Below are 14,637 nucleotides of genomic sequence, written 5' to 3' on the forward strand. Positions count from 1 at the left end.
ATCCGCATGTTGCGGTGGTTGGGTAAAAATTTCCATAGGAAAACATTAAAGTGACTAAAAAGGATACTGGTATTATTTCGGTCCTAAATTTCCCAGGATGTTCACATGACTCAACGGAACAAACTGTTTAGCGAAAATAGATAAACTATACCTACACCGTTGTCGTTATAGTTTAATATCAATGTAGTATTTACACTACAAGAAAAGTTGCGCTGAGCATCATATGAACATCTTAGTGTTGAAGTCACCCGGGGGCTAAATTATAGTGTCGTATCGACACCATAACGGACGGAACCACCTTCTTATCAAGTTATAGCTCAGCACAGGTAAGCGGAAGCAACCGGGCAGGTCTGTCTCAGAATGGCATTATGTCAATATTATTATCTAGCAAAAAAAATATTAAGATGAAAAAAAATGTTATTTTAGTTGCCGATAAACAACTGTGCTATCCGCGATTCCCTAACCTGAGCCAAAAATGATAAACGTATTAATAGCAGACGACCATTCTATAGTAAGACTTGGTATGAAACAAATTCTCTGCTCATTGCCTGGGGCAATGCTCGTTACTGAAGCAAAAACATTTGACGAAGCCATTTTCCTTATTGAAGCCCAACCTTTCAAACTGCTGATATTGGACATTAATATGCCTGGTGGAAACAACCGGCAAATGATAGATGCCGTTAAGCTGCGGCAGCCTGGTATCAAAATACTGGTTTTTTCTGCGTATGATGAAACACTGTACGCCCTTAATTATCTCCAGGCAGGCGCCGACGGTTACATTGAGAAAAATTCTCCGGATGAAGAATTCAGGACGGCCATCACCGCCGTTCTGGGGGGCGAAAAATATATCAGCAGGGCAGTCCGCGAATTATTGATCGGTAAATTCACCGGGCAGCAGGAACTTCGCAACAATCCATTCACAGTACTTTCTCCCCGGGAGATAGAAGTAATGAACCTGATCACCAAAGGGCTTCCCCTGATAAAAATTGCGGAAATGCTCCATTTACAGCTAACTACTGTCAGCACCTATAAAACACGCATCTTTGAAAAAGTAGGTGTAAAGAATGTGATAGCGCTGATCGAAAAAGCGCAGATGTACCAGGTTACAAGCCATTAATCCGGAGCTGCAGGGAAACGCTGGTACCTCCGTCAATGCCGGGATAAGCAAACAGCCTGCCTTTTATCAGCGGGAGCAATTCCTTTACCAGGATCAGCCCTATCCCGGCATTGCTTAAATTCCCCATGCCATCATTTTCGGTATTATTGATCCAGTCCCTTACTTCGGGCGGCATACCGAAACCGGTATCCAGCAAATGTATGGTAAGCATCCGCTCATCTTTCTCCCCACTTATTTTTACTCCTCCCCTGGCGGTATATTTTACGGCATTGTCTAACAAGTTGTGTAATACCACTGCCAGTAACTGCTTGTTGATGATCACTTTCATTCCCGCCGGAATATTATTGACGATATGAATCCCTTTTGAAATGGATACCGGCCTGAAGATCTCCATCTTTTCTTCCACCAACCGGCCTATGTCTACTATTTCTTCTGAAAATTCACCAGTGAAAAAGGAAATACGCATGTAATGTATCAGGTTATCTACCAGGTGATGCATGCGGTAAAGACTATCATAGGTCACGGTCTTTACTTCCTTCTCCTGCAGCATACCGGATGATGGCTCATCTTTATTCACCCTGAGCAAAAACTTCAACGGTGTTTTAATATCGTGAGTAATAGCGGCCAGCAAACGCTTGTGCATAAAGCTTTGCTTGCGAAGCTGTTCATCCGATTCCTGGAGTATGTTCATTGTTTCCTCAAGCTCCCGGGTGCGGCTCATTACATTCAACTCCAATTGCCTGTTCTTTTCCCGGATACGCCGGATGCGTATCTTGTAAAACAGCACTACCAGGCAGATCAGGGCGATCAATACCGCCAGCCTGAACCATCCTTTTTCATAAAAAGCTTTCTGTACACAAACAGCTATCACTTTTTCGGTATACTGGTCGTCCCCAAATCCTTTCAGCTTCCTGATGCGGATACGGTAATCGCCTGATGGTAAAGTAGAAAAGGTAATCGTTCTGTCGCTGCTCACTGGCAACCATATCTGTTCTTCCGGATTTTCTTCTGCTTCCAGGCAATAATAAAACTGCAGGTTCCTGGGATCTCCGAAATAGGGGGAGCTGATATGAAACCGGAAACTCTGAAAATTATTTGGCAGGCTAAATTGTGATGAGGCGGCTGCTGGCTTCAGGTTATGCTCGGCCCAATCTATATAGATCCCTTTATCCGGCATCTCCATCCGGATAGCAGATGGTGTGAACTGTACCAATCCATCCAACGACGGCAAGGAAATATCCCCGTCGTCATACTCAATGGAACAGGGCTCGCAGCCGCCATTAAACTCATTCGTGTTAAAGCCCTGGTCTTTCCCGAAGTAGTAATAATATAGATCCCGCTGCTTTCCATCCGCGAAATCAATGGCATCCTGCCTGTTGATCCTGAATAACCCCTTGTTGGTAGTAAGCCAGAAATATCCGTGGTCATCTTCTGTAATACAATGGGTGGTAGCCATATAACGCTGCCGGTCCTGCGGCAGCGCTGCCAGCCGTTCATTATGGTACAGAAAAACGCCCCGGTTATAAGTGGTGATCCAGACTTCTCCATATTTGGGTATATAGATGCTTCTTACATTCCCCTGCTCCAATCCTTTGATAGTATCGGTGTGCCCCGAGGGTAAATGTACCCGGTACAGTCCTTTACCGGTACCTACCCATAATATTCCCGGTTTCCCCTCTTTTATATAGGTTACGTCGTATACTGCTGCGGGGAGCGACTGTAACGCCAGGCCGGGATCGGCTGTTCTTATATAATACAGCCCGGGATATTTCCCTCCCACCCATAAGTTTCCTGCCTGGTCGGCATATACCTGGCTAATAAGGAATGGCAATTCAATTTTATGTAACACCCGGCTGAAGTCCCCTGATACAGCAACTAATGTTGTTCCATTCTTTCCCCAGTATCTACCCTCTTTATCACGGGCCAATGTGTAATTTTCCAACGGGCTTTCCTTGAGCGACAATGGTAGCCAGCGGTGTTTTCCTTTCTGGTTAAAAACCAGCCCTACTCCTGTTACCACCGCGTTTCCCGGAAAAGGAGCCTGTGCATAAAATACTTCGGAACCCGCAATATCAGACTTACGTGCAGTAAATTGTTGCCTGGTCCCGATATACAAGCCCTTTGTGGAGCTTCCAAGGAAAACCCGGCTATTAAGCTGATCATAATAGATCGAGGTGATATAGCTCTGGTAAAAATTAAAATCCCGCAGTACCATCGAGCTATGTATACGTTTTCCCTTTCCCGGCTCCAACAGGTAGCAACGGTTATCCGTATAAATAAAAACCTGGTGTGCCGCCAGGTTCCAGTATAACTCTATTTTACATTTACTAAATGCTGCGTCCGACAACAGGTCTCCCGTAAGAGACACCTTCACCGGCTTGTCTTTCTCCCACCCTGTTATATGCCCATCCCTGCTGAGATAAAAAAGCCGGTCGCCACAAACAAACAAACGCAACGGGTCCAGCTGTGACTGTATGATACGATACTCCACCCTCCCTTTTTTTACAAACGAGATGGTATCATGCCAGGCAGCAAAATAACTTTCCGTGCCGTGCGGCATCACTACAGGACGCTGTTTGGAGAAACGTGCGGCAAGGTCATCCGGCCACCCCCTGATGGGATAATAATCATTCTCAATATCCTTGTATCGCTGGTATTTGTATCCCGACAGCTCTTTTCCTATATCCTTTACCGTGCTTTCTGTAACGGTCAGGAGCTCGCCAATATCCGTTTCTGCAACTATGGCGGTATCATTTGGATAGAGCCTGGCAATCCTGCTGCTTTTCAAACCAGGTACATTATCGCTGCTAAAATTGAGAAAATAGCTGCCGTCGAACCTTGTTAAGCCGTTTTCAGTTGCCAGCCATAAAAAGCCGTTCCTGTCCGGCACAATAGCTTTTACGCTATTCTGCGGCAAGCCATCTTCATCCGTAAAATGCCTGACAGTATAATGCACCGACGTGTCCACTGTAGCAATGGGCGCTATCGGCATGAAGTCCAATAAAGATAGGCTGAGACAAAAAATAAGGTTCATCTTCGAAATAAAAGCATCACGACAATACTATATCAATTGCGATATCCACTATCACATCGGGTAAAGATATAAAACTTTTATTTGTATTACTGATGATGTCGCTCATACAAATATCTTATTTTGCCATTATGAATACTCCGCGCAACCATCCGGCAGCATTACCTTTCCTTTTTCTCTCCGAAATGTGGGAGCGATTTGGTTTTTACCTGATCCTTGGTATTTTCCAACTGTATCTTACCGACACGTCGAAAGGTGGCTGGGGCATGGATCGTGCTACTGCGGCGGATATATTCGGTACCTTCATCGCCTTCGTGTACCTCACGCCTTTCCTCGGCGGCCTGATAGCCGATCGTAAACTGGGTTACAGCAAATCAATTATTATCGGCGGGCTGCTAATGGGCATAGGATATATAGGCTTATCTGTACACCGCCTCCCTGTTTTCTACGGATCGCTGGCCCTGATCTGTATAGGGAATGGATTCTTTAAGCCCAATATCTCCACTTTGCTGGGTAATGTATATAACGATGATCAATACCGCAGCCGGAAAGACACCGGCTATAATATCTTTTACATGGGTATTAATATCGGGGCGTTTATCTGTAACTTCTTTGCCGCCTTTCTCCGGAACACCATCGGCTGGGGCGCGGCGTTTATTGCTGCCGGCATAGGCATGTTCCTGGGCGTGCTGATCTTCGTGATAGGGATGAAACACTACCGGCACGCAGATGTACGCAAACCGGTACAGCCCGGTGATATGCCGCTGAGCAGGATCTTCTCTGTGGTATTCCTGCCTGCTATTGTAGTAGGACTGGGCGCCTGGTTTATTCCCGGCAATATCTTTGGCTCGGACTCTACCGATGCTTTCATCTTCGCCTGCATTCCCATACTATTCTTTTTCCTGTCGCTGCTGCTGAAGGCAGATGCAAGGGACCGCAAGCCCATAGCTGCGCTGCTGGCCATTTTTGCGGTGTCTATTGTGTTCTGGGCCGTGTTCAAGCAAAACGGTACCGCTCTCACTACCTGGGCGCAATATTATACCGACAGGGAGATACCCGCAGTCATTGAACAACCGGCACAGCAACTTTACCTGGTAGAAACAGTATACAACAAACCTGATTCAGTGACCCGTTACGACGAAGAATTCAGGGTAGTGCGTGACGCGGCAGGCAAGCCGGAAAAAGTATGGGACAAAGTGCCTTACTTCAAAAATGTAGCGCCGGAAAAGATGCCGGCAACGGGAAGCAGCATCAGCCTGTACAATACAGAGTTGTTTCAATCCATCAACCCTTTCTTTGTAATAACACTCACTCCATTGATCGTGGTATTCTTTGCATGGCTGCGTAAACGGAACCGCGAACCTTCCACTCCGTCTAAAATAGCATGGGGACTGATGATTTCAGCAGTATCCACACTGATGATGGTGGGCGCTGTATATGTATGCAGCAACGGCGCGGTGAAAGCATCGCCCTGGTGGCTGATAGGATGCTACGGTATCATTACGGTAGGGGAATTATTCCTGAGCCCGATGGGACTGTCGCTGGTGTCAAAGCTCAGCCCCGCGCGTATCACCTCGCTGATGATGGGGGGCTGGTTCCTCGCTACATCTATCGGCAATAAACTATCGGGTATCCTGGCCACCTTATGGGATACTTATGATAATAAGGCGAATTATTTCCTGGTCAACTTCTTCCTGCTGGGAGGTGCGGCACTGGTGATATTTATGATGCTGCGCTGGCTGAACGGGATCTTCAGGGAGTATGTAAAATGATGTTACGATTCAAACCGCAACAATTTTCTCATCTGGTAAAAAAATCTTTCCAGTAGGCGCAGGTCCCGTGTAACTACTTCTGCATTGCCTTTTAATTCTTTATCAAAAGGAAGGGTTTTATGAAAAGATGTTTGCAGGCCGTTGGGAAGGATCACGTTCACATAGTAATTGCCATCTTTATCCGGTGCATTGGCCATATTCTTTACGCGGCCTTCCACCATACCAAATTCCTGGTAAGGATAATTGTCCAGCTTAAGCAGTACTTTCTGCCCTTCCTTTACTTTGCCCGAATTGGTAGCAGGGATCTGCAACCGGCCAATGAGCATATCCCTGTTGTTTGGCATAACAGACATCAGGATATCGCCTGCTTTTACAAACTGGTTCCTGCCCAGGAACTGCTGAAAGCTCACAACACCATCAACCGCCGATACCAGCAGGTAGTTTTGTTCCCAGGCATTGAGGGATTTTCTCAATTGCTCAAAAAGCTGTATGGTCTGGGAAGTTAAATTGATCTTATCTTTCTCTGCATTGATAGTAACGCCGCTCCTGGTTTTCTCAATACCAAGAATGCCTTCCTGGAGCTGCGATATAGTAATATTGATGTTTTCCAGGTTCTGTTCCGCCTGTAGAAATTTCATTTTTTCCTGGTTCAGCTCCGATGCAGAAACTACCTTTTCCTTAAAAAGCTCCTGGTACCTGTCGAATTCCCTTTTAGATAATTCATACTTTGTCTGCTCCAGGCTCCTCTGTTGTTCCAGCGTGCGTATCCTGCTGCGCGATTCTGCCAGGCTCCTGCTGGCCGCGGCATAGTCTGGCGAATAGGGCTGCAGCCTGGCATACAGCTGTTCTTCGGTTAATGCCTTGGCAAAGGCGTTATAATCCAGCTGGATGTCGCCCAGCTTGAAGCGGGCCGCTTCATCAAGCGGGAAATGCGCCAGGTTCCTGTTATCCAGCGAGTCAACGATGCGTCTCAGCGCAATCACATCCCGGTAGTCGGCCGTGGATTGCAATACCATCAGCACCTGGTTCCTGGACACAGCCTGGTGATCTTCCACAAATATTTCCGTTACCCTGGTATTGGTTCTTGCTTCCAGTTTCTCCGGCGGGTTTTGGGAAGAGATGATAACGGTGGAAGGAACAAACTCCGGGTATTTTATGAGATAACTCATGAGCAAAATAAGCAGGAGTATAAAAAAAATAGTGGTATTCCCCCAGCGCACCATCCAGTGCGGCGGTTGCGTGAGAATGTCCTGCACGCCTTCCGAATGCAGGTGAATAGTGTCTATTATATCTTTCTTAGTTTCCAAGTTCCAGTTGATTTTTTACCAGCCTGTAATATTCCTGGCGGAGTGATACCAGTTCATCATGACTTCCTTCTTCCACCACTTTTCCTTTATCCAGTACTATGATCTTATCTGCATTTTTCACGGTCGATAACCGGTGGGCGATGATTACAGCCGTTTTTCCTTTCAGGAACTGCTCCAGGTTGCCCATGATGGCTTTTTCTGTATTGGCGTCCAGTGCGCTGGTGGCTTCGTCAAAAAATATAAATTCCGGTGATTTATATACTGCCCTGGCAATAAAGAGCCGTTGTTTCTGCCCCCCGCTGATGCCGATCCCTTCGTTACCGATCTTTGAATTATAACTCAGTGGCAGGCTTTCCACGAAATCCCTGATACAGGCCACATCCACGGCTTTCCTGAGCTGCTGCCGGTTAATATCATCTGCGCCTACGGCGATGTTTTTAGCGATGGTATCATTGAACACATATCCCTCCTGCATTACTACCCCACACTGGTCACGCCAGTACCGCGCCGAAATATTCTGCAACTGTACATTCCCGATCTTCACTTCACCTTCCCCGGGCTCATAGAATTTCATCAGCAGCTTTAGCAGGGTGGTTTTACCACTACCGCTGGCGCCTACAATAGCGGTGGTTTTACGGTGGGGAATACGCAGGCTCAGGTGCTCAAACACGGGTGCGCCGGCGCCTGTGTATCGGAAGGAAACATTGTTCAGCACTATATCCTGTTCGGGTATTTCCGCTGCGGTTTGTATCCCGGGGCGTTCCTCATCTTCTTTATCATGGATCTCTCCCAACCGCTCCAGCGATATTTTTGCATCCTGCAGCTGCTTTACAAAATCCATCAGTTGTATCAGCGGTCCGTTCAGCTGGCCAATGATATACTGTACGGCCAGCATCATTCCCAGGGTAAGATTGCCATCCAGCACCAATTTGGCGGCAAGGAAGCTCACGAAGATGTCTTTCATCTGGTTAATAAAATTCGATCCCACTGTTTGCCACTGCTCCAGCGACAACGCCCTGATCTGGATCTTAAACAGTTTCACCTGCATAAACTCCCAGCCCCAGCGCATCTGTTTCTCTGCGTTGTGCATTTTGATCTCCTGCATCCCATTCACCAGTTCAATCACTTTACTCTGCTCCTGTGATAACTGCGAAAAACGTTTATAATCCAGTTCTTTTCTCTTCTTCAGGAAAAAAGAAATCCATCCCACCGATAAAACCGCGCCCAACAGGTAGATCAGGAATAAACGGTAATCGTACAGCAGCAGCACCACGCTGAAAATAACCAGGTTCACCAGCGAGAAAAGAGTATTCAGGGAAGAATTGGTCAGCAGTTGCTCTATCCGCTGGTGATCATTAATGCGCTGCATAATATCGCCTGTCATGCGGGTATCAAAATAGCTGATCGGCAATTTCATAAGTTTTATGAAGAAGTCGGACACAATAGAAATATTGATCCGGCTGGAAAGATGCAGTAAGATCCAGCTGCGCACAATGTCTATCCCCATTCTACCCATAAACAACATTACCTGTGCCAGTAGCACCAGGTAAATAAAGTTCAGGTCATGGTTCTGGATGCCTATGTCTACAATGCTTTGTGTGAGAAAGGGAAAAATCAGCGACAGTATGCTTCCCGCTAAAAGCCCGATGGCCAGCTGTGCAATCAGTTTTTTGTACCGGGAGAAATAACCAAACAGGAAAGAAAAATCCTTCCTGCTGCGCGGCGCCGCTGCATCTGCTTCATAAAACCCCGGAGTAGGATCCAGCAGCAGGGCAATACCTTCCTCATCCCGCTCATTCTTTCCTCTTCCTATCCATCCATCTATAAACTCCTGCTGCGTATATTTAAGGAGGCCATAGGCAGGATCGGAAACATGCACAATGGTGTCCCTGCCAGACTTCTTCACTTTGTAAACTACCACGAAATGCTGTTGCCCCCAGTGGCAGATACAGGGCAGTGGCGCCTCTTCCACCAGGGTGAGGAAATCGATCTTTACGGCCAGCGACTTAAAGCCTAATCCCTCTGCAGCTGCCGACAGGCCCAGTAAAGAGCTCCCCTCCCGCGTGGTTTCTGCCAGCGACCGGATCGTTTCTATTTCCGTTAACCTGCCGTAATGCTTACTGATAATTTTTATACAGGTAGGACCGCAATCCTTCCCGTCCGGCTGCATATAAAAAGGGAATGCTTTCAGCTTCATATTATTTTATTATCTCTTCCAGCCCATACCAGGCAATGGCGGATTGCTTCAGCGGGTTCTCCGCCCAGTTTTCCCAGCTGTTGGTATACGGATCGTACCCGCATTTCAGCGGCCTGGAATACATATCCTGCGGGTCTTCCACATATGCCCTGCAATCAGTGCATACATGCCGGAATTCACAATCTTTGCAAACGGTTATTTCATCTTTACGGATCTTCCCATACCGTTGAAATGCTTTATTATCCAGCACTTCCCGTACAGATGTTTTAGTGACATGCCCGAAGCTTTCCGGTAAGGAAGGACAGTTTTTAATATACCCGTTCCCATCTATGCTCAGCTTCCTGTTCAGGCAGGTGTTAAAGTGCTGGCTTTCGGTGAACAGTTCCATATTGGACATGAAATAGTCCGCGCGGATCTCCCCGCAGGCCAGGCAGGAATTGATATTGCTGCTGAAGAAAACCACCGGTACGGAACCATCGAATATTTTTTCGAGCTTGTCTACCGGTGAGGAATGTATCAGCAATGATCTCACACGCGGATACTTTTTCACCAGCTTATCCAGTGCCGGCAGGGCCAATGTTGTATCATAGGGAAGCACCAGCTTGATGAACTTCAGGGTAGTGCCGTTGAACACTTCCAATAATTCACGGATCCTGTCCAGATCCGTTTTATGGTAACACCTGATCTCCAGTCCCTGTACATGCAGGTCAAACAGTTCCCGGAAAAAATCCCCGGTATAGCAGATCTCTTCATTGAACTCAATAATCACATTGGTGATATCCGAGTACCTGTCCCAGCTGAGATCCAGGGGCGTTAATTCAGGTAACAGCCGGTTATCTTTAAAGCCCAGTTCCTTACTGAGCAGGAAACCGATGTAGCCGGCAATGGCCTCCCGGTTATCTTCCCCGTAATGCGTCATGCATTCTTCTATGGAATGCTGTTGCAGGAACAGGAGCACATCGGCCGTATCATTCGGGATATGATAAAATCTGCGCATCTGCAGATCGCATAGCAGCGACATGCGGGCGCCCTTTACGAGCTGGCAGTTTGCGTATAAATTAAAATATTCCATGATCAGAATTTGGAAATCACTTTATAAAAATTAAACAGCTCGTATCCTTCGGACTTTATTTTCCGGGCTTTTTCAAACTTGAGGATTGGCATGTTCTGCTGTCCGTTATTTTTTTCCAGGAAATACAGTGACAAAGGCAATCCTTCCTTCTCTTTCAGGTTACTGGTAAATTTCTTTTTCATGAGAGATGCTTTTACTGAGCAGCTGTGCTACTTTCCTTTCCAGGTAATAGTTGCAGGGATAAGATACCATGCCGAACTGGCCTTCGGGGTTAATTTCGAGGAAGTAGTAATTCCCCTGCATATCCACCATCAGGTCAATGGAACCTGTGCGGAAACACAGTAATTTCATCAGCTGGTCCAGCCTAAGTTCCAGGGCGGCCGGCAGTTTATAGGGCACTGTTCTGTTGGGCCGCTGGTTGTCGTAGTTCCGGAAATCATCTTTTGTTTTCCGGTTATTCTGTGAAAAGATAGCCATGGAATGGCATTCACCATCCAGGTAAAAAGTACGGATCTCGAACTTCTTGGTAATTTTTTCCTGGACCAGCGAAGGGAAAAATTTTTCGGGCACCAGGTGCAGGTTGGTTTGATGAATGGTTTTTGTAAGCATCTTGTATTGCCCACCTGCAGTGTCTTCAAGAAAAATGCATTCACTAACGGGCTTTACAATGATCTCATGGTAGTTGTTCAGCAGTTGTGCAATTGCTGCCCTGGTGGTTACCACCTCCGTGAAAGGTGTGCTGATACCGCATTTGCGGGCGAGGGCCAATACGTGCAACTTGTTCAGGTTATCTTCTGTAATGGGGTCATTCAACCATTTTTGCCGGTCAATGGTGTAGAACAGCAATGAATGAAGGCCGTTGAATTCATCTGCCAGGAAGCGTTTCAGGGTGTATTGCGTTTGGAAGTCGGCCTGCTTAAGACTGTACTTCACCGGGAAGCTGCTGATCTTTCTCCGGTACCAAACCACTGCTATCTCGTCGTTTCCGGGCAATTCGCCCAGGTGTTGCATATCGAACAGGTCCTCCCCATTCATCCGCAGGTAGGGTATGCCCAGGTGGCTCAGCCACTGGCACACGTGATCTGTGGTGCCTTCCAGGTGCGACTGGCTTAATATGAGGATCTGTTGAGACATGGTGCACGGTTAATTACTGGTAGTAAGGACTGCCGGTTATTGCCGGCAGTCCTCGTGTTTCCGGTCCTAATGGCGGAAGGAGCTATTTTTTGGGATCAGCCTTGTGATCACACAGGTAAACATCCGGACCTGAATAGTGGGTTGGGGTGTGAACAGTGGTGCCAGCCGCCTCGCCTGAATCATCCAGAGAGAAATCGGCTAACATGGCCCTGCCACCTTTAATTGTTTCCAGGGATTCAACTTTTTTTGCATTCAGTTTTTTCAACTTGTCCATAGTGTTTAATTTTTAGAGGTTTACGTTGTGGGTTACTTAGGGTCATTCCGGGTGTCTGTTACCCAATGCTGTCCGTTCCAGGAAGCATAGTTTTCCGTGGTTCTTTCCTGGTCTTCGAGGGCAAATTCCATCAGAGCTAATCTGCCGCCCTTCACAGTTTCCGGAGATGTTACCTTTTTGGCAACCAATTTTTCTAACTGTTTCATGTGATTCAATTTTAAATCCGGTCTAAAATTAGGCGACAGGATTAACTCTGCATCGGGCGGATGTATATTTGAATGCCCGGGGTTTATATTCGCGGCAGTTTGGGGGATATTTGCGGAGTAACTGTTTTTCCCGTAACAGATATCCTTCGCTTTTCACCTGCCTTTACCGTTACTTTGGGCCAATGGAGAAAAGCGGTATAACCCACAGGCCGCTTTGCTTCAGCGCTGGTTTCCGGCATAATGGTCACACTTGCATCGTAGGGAGTTGGGTTATATAGTTCCATTACCAGGCCTTTGGCCTCTTTCCTTATAATGCTGGCTTTTATATGGTCAAAAACATAACATGTTGCCTGGTCGGTGAGCACATACACACCTGGCAATTCGAGTGCCATGAGCATACCGTTTGTTTCCGTCCAGGAATTGCGGGTATGGATATAATTGCCAATGCTTTCTTTTCCTTCGGCATCACTGGGTTGGATCCGTTCCATAGAAGATCCTTCGAGATAGTTGGTGGTGATATGCCCGGGCATGTTAACTGCCTCTGTATGCGCATGCTGAATATCCCGGATGAGATCTGCATATATTGATTTCCCTGTAGCCCTGAACAATTTAAAAAGATAATCCCCGGAGGAAGTGCAGATACCCGGCGCTGCATGTTTGTTCTGTATACTGGCCCAAACAGCGCCTGTCATATTGGATTGCAGCTTCCCTATAGTGCTTGAGGCAGGGAATACCGGTGCATAAGACATTGTCCAGGTAGCGCAAAGCGCCGCTTCCACTTCCGCCTTTAACAACCATTTACGGTCTCCGGTATAATTGTATAATGCCATTAAGGACTCCAGGAGCCCAAAGGCCGATTCAGCATCGGCATCCTGCGAAATATCCCCGCAACCGCCGCCTGTAAGCCCCTGCCCTGCCACATCTCTCAGGTAGTAATAATCCGCTGCAGCAACGGCGGTTTTCAGCCAGGAAGTTTTTTTAAAGTAACGGGCGGCCAATACCAGGCCGGCCGGGGCAATGGCGCCTGCCGTAGAATTAAATACCGCAATATTGCCTGTTCCCGGCGCTATATACTGCCCAAACTGACCGTATTTTTCCCAGGTATTTTGAAAAGCGTTCGCCAGTTTTACAGCAGCATCTTCCCAATCTTTACTGATCATGGCGGCACGCCCGCTCTCCCTCAGCAAAAACAGGTGCTTCATCAGCCAAAATAAGGCATCGCCGTTCTTTCTTACCATTGTTTGTATTTCCGGGAAATCAGGCGACATCTTCTCTCCCCTGATCTCCCCGTTTGCGCTTATACTTCCATAAAAAAAACCGCTTTTCCCCTGTAGCCGGTGTACTACAAAATCAAGTTCCTCACCTACCCTTTTATTTTCCTTCCCGTCGTTCAACGCCAGCATCGGATAGGTGTTAATCATGCCGCTCACCCATCCCAGCTGGAAGTCGTTGCTGTTTTCCGGCTTATAATAACTACCGGCCGGTTGTTGTGTAAAGTTACTGCTGCAGATAGCTGTTCCCAGCTCCAGCAGCCTGCTCATAGGTACCAGGTTACGGGAAGCAACAGCAGTGGAAAGATCTTTCCGAACTTCCATAAATTTTGTCAGCAGACCGGGAATACCTTCTGCCTTAAATACATACAGGCGAAAACGGAGTGTTACTTCATCACCTGCTTCCCAGTCGGGCGCATGATCGCCGCTCTGGTGAAAATCCCCGAAACCTGCTGCCAGCTTACGGACCGCAGGCGCTGAAATATCAAAGGAAAAATGATCTTTACGGGCATTCTCTGTCATAGTCACCCCGCTGTTTCCCCACTTGGTTTGTTGTTCTGTAAGCAGGATAAATCCTGTTTGTTCCGCAGGAGAAAAAAAACAGACTGCCGGGGTAGCCATATTCCCCGTTTGCAATTCTACGAGGGAAGCCTCATTCTGCACTACCGATAAACGGGGGTTATTTGAGATGGTAAGCGGTACCTGCGGATTGTAATACATATCATGCGGGTAAGCAGGGTTATATCCGTTGCCTATTGAACGATAGCGATTGCCGTTATAAAGGGAAGCCGGCACCAGCACATAGTTGGCGGCGCTCCAGTTGCTGAAGTCAAATTTTACAGCTACGGCGGCAGCAGTGGCCCTGCCTGCAGTTAACCGGAATGTGGCCGCCACGTCTATTGCATCGCTACGGTCCTTTACCGGGCTGGCTTTCAGCGCCAGTTGCCAGCCTCCCGGCAGTTCGCCGGAACGGAAAACATGCGCTGTTACCAGGCTGGTACCATTATACTGCCTTTGTAAAAAAGTCAGGGATCCTCCTACCTGCTGTAGCATCCTGTTCACTGCCGGATCAGAGAGTTGGGCGAAAGAACTTCCGGATACGGCAATAGCTGCCAGGAACAATAAGCAATACTTCATGCTATACATACCTGTTATTTGGAATGAAGGTCTGATTCCCTGTATACGAATGCAACCCTTAATTTGACAATTTCGGATGCTATCTTTGCTGTATAGAACTTCCCCCGTATTTTATTATC

Annotated in this window: 11 protein-coding genes; 2 read left to right on the top strand and 9 right to left on the bottom strand. The window is 47.2% G+C overall.

What is annotated here, in order from left to right; genetic code table 11:
• Positions 1 to 475 precede the first annotated feature (475 nt).
• Positions 476 to 1,117 (top strand): response regulator, encoded by a 642-nt coding sequence (locus ABIE50_RS24700; protein ID WP_142687967.1) that lies wholly within the window; start codon positions 476 to 478, stop codon positions 1,115 to 1,117.
• Here ABIE50_RS24700 and ABIE50_RS24705 read toward each other — a convergent pair.
• Positions 1,104 to 4,109, bottom strand: a complete 3,006-nt coding sequence (locus ABIE50_RS24705; protein ID WP_209858596.1) for a ligand-binding sensor domain-containing protein — start codon at positions 4,107 to 4,109, stop codon at positions 1,104 to 1,106. The two genes, ABIE50_RS24700 and ABIE50_RS24705, sit on opposite strands and share 14 nt — an antisense overlap.
• Before the next feature lie 170 nt (positions 4,110 to 4,279).
• Here ABIE50_RS24705 and ABIE50_RS24710 point away from each other — a divergent pair, with 170 nt between their 5' ends.
• Complete coding sequence (locus ABIE50_RS24710; protein WP_209858594.1) at positions 4,280 to 5,920, top strand: peptide MFS transporter; 1,641 nt, start codon at positions 4,280 to 4,282, stop codon at positions 5,918 to 5,920.
• Between the two features lie 2 nt (positions 5,921 to 5,922).
• Here the strand turns inward: ABIE50_RS24710 and ABIE50_RS24715 are convergent, their stop codons facing one another.
• The 8 genes from ABIE50_RS24715 to ABIE50_RS24750 form a co-directional block, all read right to left on the bottom strand.
• Positions 5,923 to 7,227 carry an HlyD family secretion protein gene (locus tag ABIE50_RS24715; protein ID WP_209858592.1) on the bottom strand — a complete coding sequence of 435 codons (1,305 nt, stop codon included), beginning with the start codon at positions 7,225 to 7,227 and terminating at the stop codon, positions 5,923 to 5,925.
• The gene (locus tag ABIE50_RS24720; RefSeq protein ID WP_354028164.1) at positions 7,217 to 9,424 is read right to left on the bottom strand and encodes a peptidase domain-containing ABC transporter; all 2,208 of its coding nucleotides are present in this window, start codon (positions 9,422 to 9,424) and stop codon (positions 7,217 to 7,219) included. The genes ABIE50_RS24715 and ABIE50_RS24720 overlap by 11 nt, the downstream gene beginning before the upstream one ends.
• A 1-nt stretch (position 9,425) precedes the next feature.
• Positions 9,426 to 10,496 (bottom strand): grasp-with-spasm system SPASM domain peptide maturase, encoded by a 1,071-nt coding sequence (gene gwsS / locus ABIE50_RS24725; protein ID WP_209858590.1) that lies wholly within the window; start codon positions 10,494 to 10,496, stop codon positions 9,426 to 9,428.
• A 2-nt stretch (positions 10,497 to 10,498) separates the two neighbouring features.
• Positions 10,499 to 10,678, bottom strand: a complete 180-nt coding sequence (locus tag ABIE50_RS24730; protein WP_142687962.1) for a hypothetical protein — start codon at positions 10,676 to 10,678, stop codon at positions 10,499 to 10,501.
• Positions 10,656 to 11,630, bottom strand: coding sequence for a grasp-with-spasm system ATP-grasp peptide maturase (gene gwsG, locus ABIE50_RS24735; RefSeq protein ID WP_209858588.1), 975 nt, complete (start codon positions 11,628 to 11,630; stop codon positions 10,656 to 10,658). Before gwsG ends, ABIE50_RS24730 begins: the two co-directional genes overlap by 23 nt.
• A gap of 82 nt (positions 11,631 to 11,712) precedes the next feature.
• Entirely contained in the window at positions 11,713 to 11,904 is a 192-nt protein-coding gene (locus tag ABIE50_RS24740; RefSeq protein ID WP_209858586.1) for a hypothetical protein, read from the bottom strand.
• A 32-nt stretch (positions 11,905 to 11,936) separates the two neighbouring features.
• On the bottom strand, positions 11,937 to 12,110 hold the full coding sequence (locus tag ABIE50_RS24745; protein WP_185937408.1) for a hypothetical protein: 174 nt from the start codon (positions 12,108 to 12,110) through the stop codon (positions 11,937 to 11,939).
• An 83-nt stretch (positions 12,111 to 12,193) separates the two neighbouring features.
• Complete coding sequence (locus tag ABIE50_RS24750; RefSeq protein WP_209858585.1) at positions 12,194 to 14,518, bottom strand: glycoside hydrolase family protein; 2,325 nt, start codon at positions 14,516 to 14,518, stop codon at positions 12,194 to 12,196.
• Positions 14,519 to 14,637 lie beyond the last annotated feature (119 nt).

The sequence above is a fragment of the Chitinophaga sp. OAE865 genome, from assembly GCF_040546735.1.
GTDB lineage: Bacteria > Bacteroidota > Bacteroidia > Chitinophagales > Chitinophagaceae > Chitinophaga > Chitinophaga polysaccharea_A.

Coding starts and splice junctions, on each gene's coding strand:
- ABIE50_RS24720 (WP_354028164.1), bottom strand. CDS start 9,424: ATGAAGCTGAAAGCATTCCCTTTTTATATGCAGCCGGACGGGAAGGAT.
- ABIE50_RS24730 (WP_142687962.1), bottom strand. CDS start 10,678: ATGAAAAAGAAATTTACCAGTAACCTGAAAGAGAAGGAAGGATTGCCT.
- ABIE50_RS24750 (WP_209858585.1), bottom strand. CDS start 14,518: ATGAAGTATTGCTTATTGTTCCTGGCAGCTATTGCCGTATCCGGAAGT.
- ABIE50_RS24700 (WP_142687967.1), top strand. CDS start 476: ATGATAAACGTATTAATAGCAGACGACCATTCTATAGTAAGACTTGGT.
- gwsS (WP_209858590.1), bottom strand. CDS start 10,496: ATGGAATATTTTAATTTATACGCAAACTGCCAGCTCGTAAAGGGCGCC.
- ABIE50_RS24710 (WP_209858594.1), top strand. CDS start 4,280: ATGAATACTCCGCGCAACCATCCGGCAGCATTACCTTTCCTTTTTCTC.
- ABIE50_RS24745 (WP_185937408.1), bottom strand. CDS start 12,110: ATGAAACAGTTAGAAAAATTGGTTGCCAAAAAGGTAACATCTCCGGAA.
- ABIE50_RS24740 (WP_209858586.1), bottom strand. CDS start 11,904: ATGGACAAGTTGAAAAAACTGAATGCAAAAAAAGTTGAATCCCTGGAA.
- gwsG (WP_209858588.1), bottom strand. CDS start 11,630: ATGTCTCAACAGATCCTCATATTAAGCCAGTCGCACCTGGAAGGCACC.
- ABIE50_RS24705 (WP_209858596.1), bottom strand. CDS start 4,109: ATGCCGATAGCGCCCATTGCTACAGTGGACACGTCGGTGCATTATACT.